The 14,806-nt window shown below is 61.0% G+C and carries 13 protein-coding genes; 3 read left to right on the top strand and 10 right to left on the bottom strand.

The features are described 5' to 3' along the window. Nucleotides 1-16 precede the first annotated feature (16 nt). Nucleotides 17-1,099, top strand: coding sequence for an AraC family transcriptional regulator (locus ACYVB7_RS16840; protein WP_460509645.1), 1,083 nt, complete (start codon nt 17-19; stop codon nt 1,097-1,099). Between the two features lie 4 nt (nt 1,100-1,103). On the opposite strand, the gene pilQ is transcribed toward ACYVB7_RS16840, so the two are convergent. The 5 genes from pilQ to ACYVB7_RS16815 are packed head-to-tail and all read right to left on the bottom strand — an operon-like array spanning nt 1,104 to nt 6,224. Then, nucleotides 1,104-3,296, bottom strand: a complete 2,193-nt coding sequence (gene pilQ / locus ACYVB7_RS16835; protein ID WP_460509716.1) for a type IV pilus secretin PilQ — start codon at nt 3,294-3,296, stop codon at nt 1,104-1,106. 5 nt (nt 3,297-3,301) lie between these two features. Beyond that, on the bottom strand, nt 3,302-3,847 hold the full coding sequence (locus ACYVB7_RS16830) for a pilus assembly protein PilP (RefSeq protein ID WP_460509644.1): 546 nt from the start codon (nt 3,845-3,847) through the stop codon (nt 3,302-3,304). Further along, nucleotides 3,844-4,524, bottom strand: a complete 681-nt coding sequence (locus ACYVB7_RS16825) for a type IV pilus inner membrane component PilO (protein WP_460509643.1) — start codon at nt 4,522-4,524, stop codon at nt 3,844-3,846. The genes ACYVB7_RS16830 and ACYVB7_RS16825 overlap by 4 nt, the downstream gene beginning before the upstream one ends. Before the next feature lie 6 nt (nt 4,525-4,530). After that, entirely contained in the window at nt 4,531-5,145 is a 615-nt protein-coding gene (locus tag ACYVB7_RS16820) for a PilN domain-containing protein (RefSeq protein WP_460509642.1), read from the bottom strand. Beyond that, on the bottom strand, nt 5,142-6,224 hold the full coding sequence (locus ACYVB7_RS16815; RefSeq protein ID WP_460509715.1) for a pilus assembly protein PilM: 1,083 nt from the start codon (nt 6,222-6,224) through the stop codon (nt 5,142-5,144). Before ACYVB7_RS16815 ends, ACYVB7_RS16820 begins: the two co-directional genes overlap by 4 nt. Before the next feature lie 237 nt (nt 6,225-6,461). Here ACYVB7_RS16815 and ACYVB7_RS16810 point away from each other — a divergent pair, with 237 nt between their 5' ends. Beyond that, nucleotides 6,462-8,780: a penicillin-binding protein 1A gene (locus ACYVB7_RS16810; protein WP_460509641.1), complete on the top strand. Its 2,319-nt coding sequence runs from the start codon at nt 6,462-6,464 to the stop codon at nt 8,778-8,780. Between the two features lie 57 nt (nt 8,781-8,837). Here ACYVB7_RS16810 and cyaY read toward each other — a convergent pair whose 3' ends face one another. Beyond that, nucleotides 8,838-9,167: an iron donor protein CyaY gene (gene cyaY / locus ACYVB7_RS16805; protein ID WP_460509640.1), complete on the bottom strand. Its 330-nt coding sequence runs from the start codon at nt 9,165-9,167 to the stop codon at nt 8,838-8,840. Between the two features lie 13 nt (nt 9,168-9,180). Between cyaY and lptM the strand changes: the two genes are divergently transcribed. Next, entirely contained in the window at nt 9,181-9,408 is a 228-nt protein-coding gene (gene lptM, locus ACYVB7_RS16800; protein WP_460509639.1) for a lipoprotein, read from the top strand. 25 nt (nt 9,409-9,433) lie between these two features. On the opposite strand, the gene ACYVB7_RS16795 is transcribed toward lptM, so the two are convergent. The 4 genes from ACYVB7_RS16795 to ACYVB7_RS16780 are packed head-to-tail and all read right to left on the bottom strand — an operon-like array spanning nt 9,434 to nt 14,670. Further along, nucleotides 9,434-10,024 carry a protein-methionine-sulfoxide reductase heme-binding subunit MsrQ gene (locus ACYVB7_RS16795; protein WP_460509638.1) on the bottom strand — a complete coding sequence of 197 codons (591 nt, stop codon included), beginning with the start codon at nt 10,022-10,024 and terminating at the stop codon, nt 9,434-9,436. A gap of 56 nt (nt 10,025-10,080) precedes the next feature. Next, nucleotides 10,081-11,085 carry a protein-methionine-sulfoxide reductase catalytic subunit MsrP gene (msrP, locus tag ACYVB7_RS16790; RefSeq protein ID WP_460509637.1) on the bottom strand — a complete coding sequence of 335 codons (1,005 nt, stop codon included), beginning with the start codon at nt 11,083-11,085 and terminating at the stop codon, nt 10,081-10,083. A gap of 13 nt (nt 11,086-11,098) precedes the next feature. Further along, the gene (gene ccsB, locus ACYVB7_RS16785; protein ID WP_460509636.1) at nt 11,099-12,466 is read right to left on the bottom strand and encodes a cytochrome c biogenesis protein; all 1,368 of its coding nucleotides are present in this window, start codon (nt 12,464-12,466) and stop codon (nt 11,099-11,101) included. 56 nt (nt 12,467-12,522) lie between these two features. Further along, nucleotides 12,523-14,670: a cytochrome c biogenesis protein ResB gene (locus tag ACYVB7_RS16780; RefSeq protein WP_460509635.1), complete on the bottom strand. Its 2,148-nt coding sequence runs from the start codon at nt 14,668-14,670 to the stop codon at nt 12,523-12,525. Nucleotides 14,671-14,806: the final 136 nt, after the last annotated feature.

Raw genomic sequence — 14,806 nt, 5'->3', positions numbered from 1 at the left:
CCTGCCAAACTAAGGCATGGACGCCGCACACCCAACCGCCTCGCCCCCCGTTGCAGCCACCCCCATGGCGTTTGTTCGCGCCATGCTGCTGGCCTGTGAGCACCGGGGCCACAACCCCTCCGCAGCGCTGGCATCGGCGCAAATTGAGCGCGCCGACACCCTGCGCAGCGAAGCCCGCATCACCGCCGCGCAAATGGAACGGCTGTCCGACCAATTGATGCGGGAACTGGATGACGAAGGCCTGGGGTGGTTCCGCCGACGCCTGCCCTGGGGCAGTTACGGCATGCTGGCCCGCGCCAGCATCACCGCGCCCACGCTGCGCGTGGCCTTGCAACGCTGGTGTCGGCACCACGCATTGCTGACCGACGACCTGCACCTGACACTGACCGAACAAGCCACGGCACACGGGCCGGTGGCGGTTCTCTCACTGGTGGAAACGCGTTGTGCCCCATGGCTGCAGGGCGAATGGCGAGAGTTTTGCCATGTGTCCCTGCTGCGCAACGCCTTGGGCCTGAGCAGTTGGCTGGTGGACTCGCGCATTCCCCTGAACGCAGTGCATTTGGCCTACGAGGCGCCGGACCATGCGTCAGCGTACGGCGTGCTGTTCAACGGCCCCTGCCATTTCGGCACCGCATGCACCCAACTCAGCTTCGACCATCACTACCTGGACCTGCCCCTGCGTCGCGATGAAACGGCCCTCAGGCACATGCTGCAACGGGCGTTGCCGCTGACCGTTCACACCTACCGCAAAGACCGCCTGCTGGTGAACCGCGTGCGTCAGACCCTGGCCCAACACCCTGAAACCCTGCGCAATGCGCAAGCCCTGGCCGACCACTTGCACACTTCGGTGCGGACGCTGCACCGACAACTGAAAGAGGAAGGCTCCAGCCTGCAAGCCCTGAAAGACCATGTCCGCCGAGACCTGGCCACCCGGCTGCTGCTGCGCACGCAGCAACCCATCAAAAAAATAGCCCTTGCCGTTGGTTTTGACAACGACAAGAGCTTCAGTCGGGCCTTCAGGGGCTGGACGGGCCAGTCGCCTGAGGCGTTTCGAGAATTGAGGGACAGTCGCCTGCCCGCGCTCAACGCCTCAAGATGACCCGTCAACGAATTTGAGTACTCTCAACCACTTTCGGGGTGATGAACACGAGCATTTCTGACTTCTCCATGCTCTTGCTTCGGTTTTTGAACAGATTTCCCACCACAGGCACATCACCCAGCAAGGGAACCTTGTTCTCAGCCTCTTGCTCCGTGGATTCGAAAATACCGCCGATCACCACCGTTCCACCGTTTTCCACCAACACCTGCGTTTGAATCCGTTTGGTGTTGATCGCGCGAGCCCCCAACAGCAATTCGCCGGGGCTGTCTTTATTGACTTCCACTTCCAAGATGACGGCCCCTTCAGGGGTTATTTGAGGCGTCACCTCCAGTTTCAAACTGGCCTTCTTGAACGCGATGGTGGTTCCCCCATTGGGAGCGGTGGTCTGGTACGGAAATTCCACACCCTGTTCAATGATGGCCTTGACCTTGTCGGCCGTGACCAACCGTGGACTGGACACCACTTTCCCGCGACTGTCGGCTTCCAACGCCGACAACTCCAAATTCAGAAAGCGATTGGCCGCTGGACTGAACAACGACAAGGCAAACGACGTCGGAGAAACCCCGCCAAGGCCCGTGGCGGGCAAATTGACAAAATTGTTTGCCGTTGCAGCAGCGGGTGACGTGATGCCCACGGTCGAATTGATGGCGTCATAAGAGCCTCCAAACGCCACTCGGTTGCCAGACCCGACGGCATAGCCGGCGTCACCCCCACGAATGCCACGCATGTCGGAGCCACCGAGCTTCACACCCAGTGACCGACCGAACTTGTCGTCGGCCTCCACGATGCGCGCCTCGATCAGGACCTGCCGGACCGGCACATCCAACTTCGTGATGAAGGCCTGAACCTGCTCCAACCGCGAAGGGATGTCGGTCACAAACAGTTGGTTGGTTCGGGGTTCGGCAATCACACTCCCTCGGGAGGACAAAATGCTCCCTGCCCCCGCCCCAGCAGCGCCATGAGCACCCCCTGCACCGCCTGCCGCTGCGCCTGCACCAGATGAGCCGATCTGCGCAGCAACGTCACTGGCTTTGGCGTAATTGAGCACAAACGACTGGGTTTTCAGCACCTCCATGGACTCGATGGAAACCCGTGACTCCAACTCAGCCTTGTCTCGTGCCGCCAGTTCGTCCATGGGAGCCACCCAGATCACATTGCCGGACTTCTTCATTCCCAAGCGCTTGGATTGCAAAATGATTTCCAAGGCTTGGTCCCAGGGAACGTCCTTCAGCCTCAACGTCACAGCGCCACCCACGGCATCGGAGGTCACGATGTTGAAGTTGGTGAAATCGGCAATGACTTGCAGCAGGGCACGGACGTCAATGCTCTGGAAATTCAATGACAACTTGTCCCCCCCATAGCCTGGACCTTGCACAAGCTTGTTGGGGTCTTGCTTTTGTTCCCGAACCTCAACCACAAGACGTCCATCCGTCTGGAATGCGCTGTGCTCCCAATTGCCGCGGGGGGTGACGGTGATTCTCACACTCCCAGAGGCAGTCTCAGCAGACACCTCTTGAACCGGGGTTCCGAAATCACTCACATCCAGCTTTCGCCGCAAAAATTCGGGCAACTCATACCTGGGAACCGTCACCACCAAATTCCGCCCTTTGACCGCAATGTCCACTTCGGGCTGCTGTTGATTGAAATCAACCACCAAGCGACCTGCACCATCGGCTCCACGTCGAAAGTCAATGTCGCGAATTGCCGAAGGCGCAGCGGAAACCAATGGGGCTGCGGAGGCCGTGTCTACCGCGGCCACAGCCCCCTTTGAGACATCCGCAACACCACCTTCTTGAAGAATCACATCAACTTGCGTCCCCCGCCGAACCAGCTTGAACGGCGTGGGTTGTTGCAAGTTCAGGATGACCCGGGTTTTTTCACCCGCCTGGACGACATTGGCAGAACGCACCGTGCGCAAACCGAGGGCAATGCTGCCACGGTCCACCGCCGATTGAACCCCCTGAAAATCCAACGCAATCCGCGCCGGAGTGGCCGTCGAAAAACTGACCGGGTCCACTGCCAGTGCGTCGGTCGTGTCGATGGTCACCATTTCCTGACCGGCCACCACCTGTCCGACCAAACTTTTGATGGTGTTCTGAGCCGTTGCAGCACCCGACCAACACATCACCACACCGACCCACACCAGCTGGGTCACAGCGACACCCAAAGACGTCGCGCCCAACCGACCCATTTGCATTTGTTTCATTTCGCGCCCTCCTGCAACTGCAGTGTTGCCTGACGCTCAATCCACTCGCCCGCTGCGTCCTGCACAATTTCTCTGAGTACCACTTCTGTATCCGTGATCTTGATGACTTTGCCGTAGTTTTGCCCCAAATAGGCCCCCGTCTGAACTTGATAGATCAGCTTATCCACTTTCAGAAGCGCTGTTTGTCGCCCGGCTTTCTGCAGAGTCCCCACCATGGACAGCGCATCCAAAGGAAACGCCTCCAAGGGCTCTTTTCTTCTGGCCAGCTCCGGGGCAATCAATTCTTGATTCCCCAAGGAACTGGCCATTTCCGCCTTCAAAGCGCCCAACAAACGTTGCATGGCAAACGGATCGACCTTGCTCTCCACCTGGTAGGCTTGTGGATGGAACTTCACAGGAGGGGACACGGGCTCTGTCCGCGGATGCATGCCGTTGCGCTGCTCTTGCATCCACGCTTGCAAATCCGCCTCTGGCGCATCGGTGCACCCGGTCAAACACGAGACCCCCAGCAACCCCGACAAAAGCAAGAACCGAACTGTCATTTTCCTGCCGCCTTCTTTGCTGCAGCCTTGCGCTGAGCTTCCACTTCATCCATGTCGAGGTACCGGAACGTCTTGGCAGTGCCCTCCATGACCAACTGCGCAGACTTGTCTTTCTGGGTCGTCAACTGAATGTCATTCAACGTCACGATGCGTGACAACTGAGCGATGTCCGCAGAGAAAAGTCCCAGGTCGTGATAGCCACCCGTGATGCGAACTGAAATGGGCAATTCAGCGTAATAGTCTTTGACCACCACCAAGCCAGGGCGAAAAAGCTCAAACTGCAAACTGCGGCCCAACCCCGCTTGGTTGATGTCTGACAGCAACGCATCCATTTCCGCCTTGCTGGGCAACTGCTTCTCCAGTTGATTCACGTACTGACGCACGTCCTCAAGCTGCTTCTTCAAGGCATCCAGGTTGATGGCCTGTGTCAGCTTGTCACGGTACACCTGACGCAGCTCAACCTCTTTCTGCTGATGCGTTTCCAATTCAACAGAAAGCCCATCCAGCCAAAAGTACCAAAGCGCAGCAAAAACAACCAGGAACAGAGACAACAGCAGCGCAAATCGAGGCACCACTGGCCATTGAGAGGGATCATTCGGATTCAATCCCACAAACTGGGACTGCAACTGCCCAAACGAGTCTTTCAAATCAATTTTCAAACTCAGATCTTTGGCCATGCGATCTCACCCCTTTGGCTGAGAAACCCCAGCAGGGGCACCTTGACCAGCATTCTTGCTTTCGGGCTTCACCAGCTGCACTTTCACATTGAAGCTGAAAACCCGCCGCTGTTCACGATTTGAAACCGACTGAGAGGCTGCAATGATTTCAATCAATTCCGGTCGATTCATCCATTCGCTGCCCGTTGCAAGGTTCCGCAACAGTTCGGACACCCGCTCCTGCGACTGGGCCATGCCCGTCACCGTCACCGACTGTTTCTCTTGCTTCACCGACGTGAGGTAGATCCCATCAGGGATCAGCGTGACCAGATCACTGAGCAAATGCACAGGGGTGTTTCGATCCGACTGCAAGTTCTCCACCGCTTGCTGCCGCGCTTTCAAGCTTTGAATCTCCGCTCGCAGCGATGCAATGTCTTTGATCTGGTCATCCAGCTTCTTGTTTTCCTGTTCCAAAAATGCATTGCGAGTCTGCTGGACCTCAATCCCATGCTGATACCAAAGGCTGACCAGGAAGGCCATCCCGCCCCCCAGCAATGCAGCCAGCAGCGAAGAAGCCATGAAGGCTTCCTTGCGTTTCTTGCGCGCAGCCTCTCGATGAGGCAACAGGTTGATGAGGATCATTGGAAGAACCTCCGCAACGCCAACCCCGTTGCCGTGAGGTAGGACGCCGATTCACGGGTCAACTTGGAGGCACGAACTGCAGCCCCCAACTCCATCCCGTCAAAGGGGTTCACCACCATACTGGCGAAAGAGGTTTGAGCTGTCACCTCCTCTGTCAGCCCAGCCACCGCAGCAGTACCGCCGGCCAACAGGATGTGGTCCACGCGGTTGTGTGGCGTGCTGGTGAAGAAGTACTGCAAGGCTCTGTAGATTTCTTGCGTCATGCTCACCACAAAAGGGCGCAAGACGGTCTGCGCATAGTCTTCTGGCAGGTCGGCTGCACGCTTTTTCTGCTCAGCTTCATCCAGCGAAAACCCGAACTGGCGCGCAATCATCTGGCTCAGCTGAGCCCCTCCGAACGCCTGGTCCCGCTCATACAAGGTTTCACCGTTTCGAATGATTTGCATGCTGGTGGTCACTGCGCCGATTTCGAACAGCGCCACGAGTGAATCCTTTCCTCCACCGGGGAGACTCGACTCCACCAGCCTGGCCGCAGCCACACGCGATGCGTAGGGCTCAATGTCAACCACCACCGGATTCAAACCTGCCGCTTCTGCCAGCCCCTGGCGGTCCAGGACTTTTTCCTTGCGTGATGCAGCAATGAGCACCTCAACGTCGCTGGGAGACGTCTCGCAGGGCCCGATGACGCAAAAGTCCAGGCTCACCTCATCCAGCGAAAAAGGAATGTACTGGTTGGCTTCCGACTCCACCTGGATTTCGAGCTCGGTCTCGCTGAGCCCCCCAGGCAAGATGATTTTTTTGGTGATGACCGACGAGGCGGGCAGCGCAAACGCCGCATTGCGGGTGCGACTGCCGGCTTTGCGGACCGCTCGGCGAACGGCCTCGGCCACCTCATCGAACTTCTCGATGTTGCCATCGGTCACCCAACCCCGCTCCAGGGGCTCCAGTGCGCAGCGCTCCAGTACAAGTTGACCCGCCCGATTGCGAGACAACTCCACCACCTTCACGCTGGACATGCTGACGTCCACGCCCATCAAAGGAGCGGGTTCTCGGCTGAACAGCGATGCCAGATCAATCAAACGGCGCTCCCGACGGTAGAAAAAATGATGGAGTAAACGTTTCAATGCTATCAGTAAGTGCTTTTGGCACCCAACTTTTTTGGCTTTGGCAGCCACCCCACCCGTTGCCAAAAGCCGACGTCCGTTGGACCGCGCACCATTTTTATAATGGCCGACCGACCAAAGGACCCCATGGCTGATCAGGACACAACACGTCATTCCGAGCGAAATGCTCCTGCCGCAGCGCGGCGACTTCCGATGGTGGTGAAGGTCCTGGGCATCCTGCTGGGACTGGCGGTGGCCGGTGCGGCATCCGTGGCCATGGTGATCGGCGTGGCGCTGGCCATGGCCTACCCCAACCTGCCGGAAGTGACCGCGCTGTCCGAGTACCGCCCCAAACTGCCCTTGCGGGTGTACTCCGCAGAAGGGGAACTCTTGGCAGAGTTCGGCGAGGAACGGCGGGAGTTCACCCCGTTCGATCAAATCCCCAAGGTGATGAAAGACGCGGTACTGGCCGCGGAGGATGCGCGCTTCTTTGAGCACGGCGGCGTGGACTACGTGGGCATGGTCCGAGCAGGCTTGGCCAACTTCGGGCGGGCCAAAAGCCAGGGGGCGTCGACCATCAGCATGCAGGTGGCTCGCAACGTCTACCTGACCGCGGAAAAGACCTACACCCGCAAGATTTATGAAATCCTGCTGACCTTCAAGCTGGAACACACGCTGTCCAAGGAGCAGATCCTGGAGATCTACATGAACCAGATCTTCCTGGGTCATCGCGCCTACGGTTTTGCTGCGGCCGCACAGGCTTATTACAACAAGCCACTCAAAAACCTGACCATCGACGAAGCCGCCATGCTGGCCGGCTTGCCCAAGGCCCCATCGGCCTTCAACCCCATCAGCAACCCCAAGCGGGCCCGGGCTCGCCAGCTGTACATCATCGACCGCATGGCGGAAAACGGGTTCATCACCCAGGCCGACGCTGAACAGGCCAAGGCCGCGCCCATGCACATCCGCCCTGCGGCCAGCATTCAGCGTGTGCGGGGCGATTACGCCGCTGAAATGGTGCGCCAAGCCATCCACGACCAATACGGAGACGAAGCCTACACACGGGGGCTCAACGTCACCACCACCATCCGCAGCAGCGAACAACAAGCGGCTTACCGGGCCTTGCGTCAAGGGCTGATGGATTTCGAACGTCGCCAACGGTACCGGGGCCCAGAGAAGTTCGTCGATCTGCCTGACAACGGACCGGCACTGGACGATGCCGTGGACCTGGTCCTGGCCGACGTTCCCGACAACGGAGACCTGCTGTCTGCGGTGGTGCTGGACGCCTTGCCCAACAAGGTGACCGTGGTCCGCCAGGATGGGGGGCCCATTGAAATCACCGGTGAGGGACTCAAGCCCGTCCAGTCTGGCCTTTCCGACAAAGCCCCGCCCCACATCAAGCTGCGCCGGGGCGCAGTGGTTCGCATCGCCAAAGCAAACAAGGGTTGGGAAATCACCCAGGTACCGGAAGTGGAAGGTGCTTTTGTGGCGCTGGACCCCCGAACCGGCGGCATTCGATCTCTGGTGGGCGGCTTTGATTTCCAGAAGAACAAGTTCAACCACGTCACTCAGGCGTGGCGCCAGCCGGGGTCGAGTTTCAAACCCTTCATTTACTCGGCGGCCCTGGAAAAGGGCATCACCCCCAGCACCGTGGTGTATGACTCTCCCTTGTTCTTCAGCGCCACCACCACCGGCGGAAAGCCCTGGGAGCCCAAGAACTACGACGGCAAGTTCGAAGGCCCCATGACCGTGCGATCGGCGCTGGCCAGGTCCAAAAACATGGTGTCCATCCGCATCCTTCAGGCGGTGGGAACACAAACCGCCCAGGAGTGGGCCACCCACTTCGGATTTGACGCGGACAAGCACCCGCCTTACCTCACCATGGCGCTTGGGGCTGGCTCCGTCACCCCGTTGCAAATGGCCAGCGCCTACAGCGTGTTTGCGAATGGGGGGCACCTGCTCCCGCCCATGTTGATCAGCAAAGTCACCGATGCGCAGGGGCGCGTGCTGGTGGAGTTCACGCCTCCGGCCTTGTCGGAAGACAACCGGGCCATTCCCGAGCGCAACGCCTTTGTGATGGACAGCCTGCTGCAGGAAATCACCCGCGCAGGCACCGCCGCCAAGGCCCAGGCCACGCTGAAGCGCCCTGACGTGTATGGCAAGACCGGCACCACCAACGACGCCATGGATGCCTGGTTCGTCGGCTTCCAGCCCACCGTCACCGCCGCCGTCTGGGTGGGCTACGACACGCCCAAAAACCTCGGCAGCCGGGAAACCGGTGGCGGGCTGAGTCTGCCCATTTGGATCAGCTACATGCAGGAAGCACTCAAAGGCGTGCCGGTGACGGAACCCCCGGTGCCCGAAGGCGTGACCCAGGTGGGTGGCGACTGGTATTTCACTGAATTTGCATCTGGCAACAGCGTGCGTCAGCTGGGCAACGCGGATGACAGCAACGCAGGCCCCATGGACGGCGGGACACCCCCGGCCTCCAACGAAGAGCGCAAAGGCATCCTGGACCTGTTCCGCAATTGACCCCTCGGCAATGAGCGCAAAGGAGCCGGGGGCGGCTCGCCCCAGCCTTGCAAAGGATCACCCAAACGTCAGGGGCACGCCCGCTTGATCGGAGGCGGCCTGACTGAGCAGCGCAAACAACTCCACCCCGGTTTTGGTGCACCGCCACTGACCGGCATCGTCGCAACGGAAGTGATACCCCCCCTGCCGGGCGGCCAGCCAGATCTCGTGCAAAGGCTTTTGCAGGTTGACCACGATCTGGCTGCGGTTGGCAAAGGTGAGGGTGATCATGCCGCCCACCCGCTGGTTGTCCACGTCGGCATCGGTGGTTTCGTTCAAACGGTCGCAGGACAGTTCGATGGCCTTCAAGGCACGCTCGGCCTGATCCAAATACTCAAGGTCGGTCATTAGAATCTTTCGAATGGTCCAGATCAGCAAAATTCTAGGGGTGCCCCAACAACCCAGGCGGCAGCCCGGACAGCCCCCCGCAAACACACCGTGGCGCAAACGCATTCGCCTGACGGGCATGGCGGCGGCGCTGGCCGCCTGCGTCTTGTGCAGCGCCTGCGGTCAAAAGGGGCCGTTGTACCTGCCACAACCCACGGACAAGCCACCGTCCTCCGGTGCCGGCGCAGCCAAGAACTCCTGATTCAATAGCTGCCTGCGCTTTTATATCAAGCGGTAGAGGCCATTTTTTTCCTCACTTTTCGCCACCCCCACAACGCCAGCAGCACCAGCCCGTACAGCCACGCCTCGGTCATGAGGTTTTTGCCGGCACGCATCCAGACGAAGTGCAGCACCGCCAACAGGGCCACGGCCCACACCCCTTGGTGAACCCGCCGCCACCACACCGCCCCCATGGCCCTGACCACGCCATGCGGCGAGGTGGCCGCCAGCACGCACAGCCCCAGCCACGCCGAAGCCCCGGCCCAAATGAACGGGCGTTGCACCACGTCTGACCACAGGTCCGCCCAATCCAAACCCATGTCCAGCCAGGCGTAACACAGGGCATGGAGGCAGCCGTAGGCAAAGGTGCTCAATCCCAGCATGCGCCGAAACCGGGCCAGCACCGGCAAGCGCAGGCTTTGGCGCAGCGGCGTGACCGCCAAGGTGACGCACAACATCCGAAGCGTCCAATCGCCCGTGGAGCGAATCAGCGTTTCAGCCGGGTTGGCCCCCAAACCACCCAGCACGGCCCCCCACAACAGCCCCAGGGCGGGCGTGGCAACCCACAGACCCAACACCCACTTGGTCCCCGGCTTCAACAAAACGGCGGAAATTCGCGCACGCCACGGCAAGGAAGAACGTGGAGCGGCCACGGTCAGAAGTTCTGCCGCAAGTCCATGCCCGCGTAGAGCGGCCCCACCTGGGCCTCGTAACCGTTGAACATGAGGGTTTTGCGCCGCTTGGCGAACAGACCGTCCTCCCCGATGCGGCGTTCGGACGCCTGACTCCACCGCGGGTGCGCCACCTCGGGGTTGACGTTGGAGTAAAACCCGTACTCCTGCGGGGCCGCTTGCTGCCAGGACGACACCGGCTGCTTCTCCACCAGGCGGATTATCACCAGCGACTTGGCGCTTTTGAAGCCGTACTTCCAGGGCACCACCAACCGAACCGGCGCCCCATTCTGATTGGGCAACACCTCGCCGTACAGGCCCAAGGCCAGCAGGGTGAGCGGATGCATGGCCTCGTCCAGACGCAGGCCCTCGGTGTAGGGCCAGTCCAGCACCCGGCTGCGCACGCCGGGCATGGCCCCTCGGTCGGCCACGGACACAAATTCCACAAACTTGGCGGACCCCAACGGCTCGACACGCCGAAGCAAGGCCGACAACGAATACCCCACCCACGGGATGACCATGGACCAGCCTTCGACACAACGGAGGCGGTAAATGCGCTCCTCCAACGGGGCCAGTTTGAGCAGGTCGGCCAAGTCAAAGGTGCGCGGCTGTTTGACCAAACCCTCCACCTGCACCATCCAGGGCGATGTTTTCCATGCCCCCGAGGTGCGCGCCGGGTCGGTCTTGTCGGTGCCGAACTCGTAAAAGTTGTTGTAGCCCGTCACATCGGCGTAGGCGGTGGGCTTGTCCAGAACCACCGCCCCCTCGACTTTGGAGGCCTCTGCCGCCAGCGCAGGCCGTTTGCCGGGGCGAGCCATGGCCGCCATGGCCGCCGTGGCATCCCGGGCCGCCCATGCACCCAACGAAGTGCCCACCCCCAGCGCGGCCATGCGTTGCAACCACTGCCGCCGCTGCTGAAAAACCTCGCGCGGGGTGATGTCGCTGCCCTTGGGGTGGACAAAACCGCTGGACGAGGTCTGGATCAGCATGGAAGCGCTCCGATCAAAGGGTGCCGTAGCTGTGAAGGCCGGACAGGAACATGTTGACACCCAGGAAGGCAAAGGTCGTGATGACCAAGCCCATCAACGCCCACCAGGCCGACACCGCACCACGAAGGCCCTTCATCAGCCGCATGTGCAACCACGCAGCGTAGTTCAGCCAGACGATGAGCGCCCAGGTTTCCTTGGGGTCCCAGCTCCAGTAGCCGCCCCAGGCATCGGCCGCCCACAAAGCCCCCAACACGGTGGCGATGGTGAAAAACGCAAAGCCGATGGCAATGGCCTTGTACATCACGTCGTCCAGCACCTCAAAGCTGGGCAGACGGGCCGCAATGCGCTTGCGCCCGGCCAGGATGCCTGCTGCCACCAGCGCTGAAATGCCGAAGTACACAAACCAGTAGCCCGCCCCACCCGCTGTCTTGCCTTGGCGGAACACCACCGGCTCAAAGCACAGCACCACACCCAATGCCCACAGGGGCAGCAGCTTCACCCAATGCGACTCCGCGGCGTGCAGCTTGATGAGGTAGGCAAACGCCACCATGGCGGCAATGGCAAAGGTGCCGTAGCCCACGAAGTTGGCGGGCACGTGGATCTTCATCCACCAGCTTTGCAAGGCCGGAATGAGCGGCTGGATTTGGTGTGCCTCCCGCACCACGGTATACCAGAGCAGAAAGCCCACCGCGGCACTGACCACCAGCATCACGAACGCCCCCAGGGAACGGGTGCCGTACACGGTCTCGTAGTACAGGTAGAACAGCGCTGTGAGCCAGCAGAACAGCACGAACACCTCATAGAGGTTGCTGACCGGGATGTGGCCGATGTCCGGCCCCATCTGGTGCCCCTCGTACCAGCGCACCAGCGTGCCCACCAGCGCCAGCACCACCGCCGCCCAGGCCACCTTGGAGCCCAAGGCTTCCAGCGTGGCCCCGCTGCCCTTGGAAAACACCCCCAGCCAGTAGAACAAGGTGCTCATGAAGAACAGCACACTCATCCACAGGATGGCCGACTGGCTGGACAAAAAGTACTTGAGCAAGAACACCGTGTCGCCGCGTGCCAGATCGGCCTTGCCGTCCACTTGGTACAGACCAATGGCCAACAGGGCCAATGCCGCGGCCCCCACCATCAGCAGACGCAAAGGACGCCAGAACCACCCCACCCAGACCAAGGCCGGCACCGTGCCCGCAAAAATGGACACCTCGTACACATCCATGCCACCGCCGTAGCGGAACAACACCCAGGCCGCAGCCACCAGGCACAGGGCGGCAAACGCCCAATCCCCGGCGTTGCGTTGACTGAAATAGCCCGGGTTCAAGACCACGGCGCCCCCGGACTGGGGGCTGGGGGACGACGCGTGAAGGGTGGGGCTGTTCATGGGGTGGGAGGGATGTCTCGTCAAACAGAAATGGACGGGTTGGGGCGTGAGCCCACTCAAGCACCTGTGTGGAGCAGATGCCCCCGCAGACGCTCAAACTCCTGGTCAACCTCCAGGGTCTTGCGGTTGGTGGACATCGCCATCACCGCATGGGTTCCTTCAGGTGGCGCAGAAGAGGTGCTCTCCCGGGGTGCCAGCCAGACCCACAGCCGCTTCTCGCGGATGTACAGCATGGCAAACACGCCCACCACAAGCAAGAAACACCCCAGGTACACAATGGTCTTGCCCGGTGCCCTGGACACCTGGAACACGCTGGCCTGAACCTGTTTGAAGTCCTCCAGCAGGAAGGTCATGGGCGCGGCGTAAAAAAACGCATCGCTCAGGCTGATGACCGCCTGCGACATGAACGCCTGCGCCGCGGCATCCCGCGCCATGGGAGGCTGGCCCGCCTGCTGGCGTGCCAGTTGGTTCAACTCGAACAACGAACCGTTGAGGATGCGCACCAGCACTTCACCGGCCTTGTCACGCTCCGATTCGGGCACATTGCCTTCCATGAACCGAGACACCGCCTGCAAGCCACCCTTGGGCGCATCGGGCCCCATGGTCTTGAGGGCAGGTTCGGCCCCCGCAAACAAACCCAAGGCCCGCTCGGCCGATCCTTGCAGCGCCTGCAACAGCTCGGGACGCCCCGGCTCCACCGCCTGCTCCGCGTAGCGACGGACCGCCTGTTGACGCAGCTTGGGGTCACGCAGGGCATCGCGCAGGTGCAGCCAACCGTCCAAGCTGCCTTGTTCGTCGGCCGGAATGCGGAGGTAACGGAACGGCATGGACGGCGATTCACGCATGCCCAGCAGGAACAGGCGGTTGCCATCGATCTCCACCGGGGCCATGTAGTTGTTGAATTCCACCGCCTGGCCCGCCGCGTCGCGCAGCTTGTAGCTGAAGCTGGGGCCAATGTTGCGCAGCACCTTCTCGGTGGGGGTCTTGTTGGCCGCGCCCAGGCGGCTTTCGATGGCGTGACGCAGGTTGCCCGCATCGCCGCCCGCCGGAGTGGCCGAATCCGACCCGAAGTTCTCGACGTTGATGACCCGCAGCCCCGTGAATTCCAGGGTCAGTTTTTCTGACCCATTGGACAACTGGGTGGAGCTGCCCACCAAACCTTCCAGCGTGAAGGGCTTGGTGGCCGCATTCATGGGCACGGCCTTGAGCTGGAGGGTGGAACCACCATCGTCAAAACTGGACTGGAAAATTTCCACCCCTTTGTAGCGGAAAGGATGGTTCACCTCCACCCGTCCGGGGGTGGCTTCGCCCGTGGCCAGGTCGTGCACCACGATGTCGCTGGCAAACAGCTTGGGCATGCCGGTGGAGTAGAAATCGACGGTGAACTTCTTCAGCTCCACCGCAAACGGCAGGTCTTGCAGCAACACCCCGGTGGGCTGGCTGAGGATGACGGTGGAGGCACGCCCCCCCTCGGGCACCAGCAGGTTGCCGCGGAACGTGGGATTGGAGGTGGACAGTCGGTGTTGCGGCGGCACGTCGGCAATCATTCCGCCACCCGAATAGACCTCTTTGCCGTTGAACCAGGTCTGTGCTCGAACGATCAGGTCGCCATCCAGCAAGCCGCCAATGCACACCAGGACGATGGCCCCATGCGCGGCCAGGTAACCGATCTTGTTGGCAGACCCGGCCTTGGCCGCCACCATCCACCCCTGCCCGTCGGCGGTGGGGCGGGGTTGCAGTTTCACCTTCCAGCCCGACTGCACCAGGGCCTGGCCGATGCGCTGGGCCTGGGTTTCGGGATCGGCCCCCAAATCGGCCTCGGCCCGGTGGCCAAACGCCTTGAGGCTTTGTTCGCGGATGTTTTCCTTGTGGGTGCGCAGGTCCGCCAGGATTTTGGGGGTGTTGCGGGCAATGCACAGCGAGGTGCTCACCACCAGAAACGCCAGGATGAGCAGGAACCACCAGGCGCTGTAGACCGAGTACAGGTCGAACCGGCCAAACACCTCGGACCAGAACGGACCGAACTGGTTGACGTAGTTGTTCAGGGGTTCGTGCTGTTTGAGCACCGTGCCGATGACCGACGCGATGCAGATCACCGTCAGCAGCGAGATGGCAAACCGCATGGACGACAACAGCTCCACGGCATCATCCAGCCAGCGCTTGCCTGGGCGGGCGGGCTGTTCGTCAAACGTGGCAGCGGTCATCCGGGAGTCCGATCAAGGGCAGAAAAGCAGGCAAAAAACAAACAGGCAGGCCGACCCGAGTCGACCTGCCTGCATCAGAAGGGCCTGAGGACCAAAGGTTCCGGCGTTGCGGTTGAAACCTGCATGGTCAGGCATG

It is taken from the genome of Hydrogenophaga soli (genome assembly GCF_054777695.1).
This window is presented reverse-complemented; position numbering and strand designations above follow the sequence as displayed.

Excerpts from the sequence above, each read along its gene's own strand:
- ACYVB7_RS16840 (WP_460509645.1), top strand. The coding sequence starts at position 17 with ATGGACGCCGCACACCCAACCGCCTCGCCCCCCGTTGCAGCCACCCCC.
- pilQ (WP_460509716.1), bottom strand. The coding sequence starts at position 3,296 with ATGCAAATGGGTCGGTTGGGCGCGACGTCTTTGGGTGTCGCTGTGACC.
- ACYVB7_RS16830 (WP_460509644.1), bottom strand. The coding sequence starts at position 3,847 with ATGACAGTTCGGTTCTTGCTTTTGTCGGGGTTGCTGGGGGTCTCGTGT.
- ACYVB7_RS16825 (WP_460509643.1), bottom strand. The coding sequence starts at position 4,524 with ATGGCCAAAGATCTGAGTTTGAAAATTGATTTGAAAGACTCGTTTGGG.
- ACYVB7_RS16820 (WP_460509642.1), bottom strand. The coding sequence starts at position 5,145 with ATGATCCTCATCAACCTGTTGCCTCATCGAGAGGCTGCGCGCAAGAAA.
- ACYVB7_RS16810 (WP_460509641.1), top strand. The coding sequence starts at position 6,462 with ATGGTGGTGAAGGTCCTGGGCATCCTGCTGGGACTGGCGGTGGCCGGT.
- cyaY (WP_460509640.1), bottom strand. The coding sequence starts at position 9,167 with ATGACCGACCTTGAGTATTTGGATCAGGCCGAGCGTGCCTTGAAGGCC.
- lptM (WP_460509639.1), top strand. The coding sequence starts at position 9,181 with ATGGTCCAGATCAGCAAAATTCTAGGGGTGCCCCAACAACCCAGGCGG.
- msrP (WP_460509637.1), bottom strand. The coding sequence starts at position 11,085 with ATGCTGATCCAGACCTCGTCCAGCGGTTTTGTCCACCCCAAGGGCAGC.
- ccsB (WP_460509636.1), bottom strand. The coding sequence starts at position 12,466 with ATGAACAGCCCCACCCTTCACGCGTCGTCCCCCAGCCCCCAGTCCGGG.
- ACYVB7_RS16780 (WP_460509635.1), bottom strand. The coding sequence starts at position 14,670 with ATGACCGCTGCCACGTTTGACGAACAGCCCGCCCGCCCAGGCAAGCGC.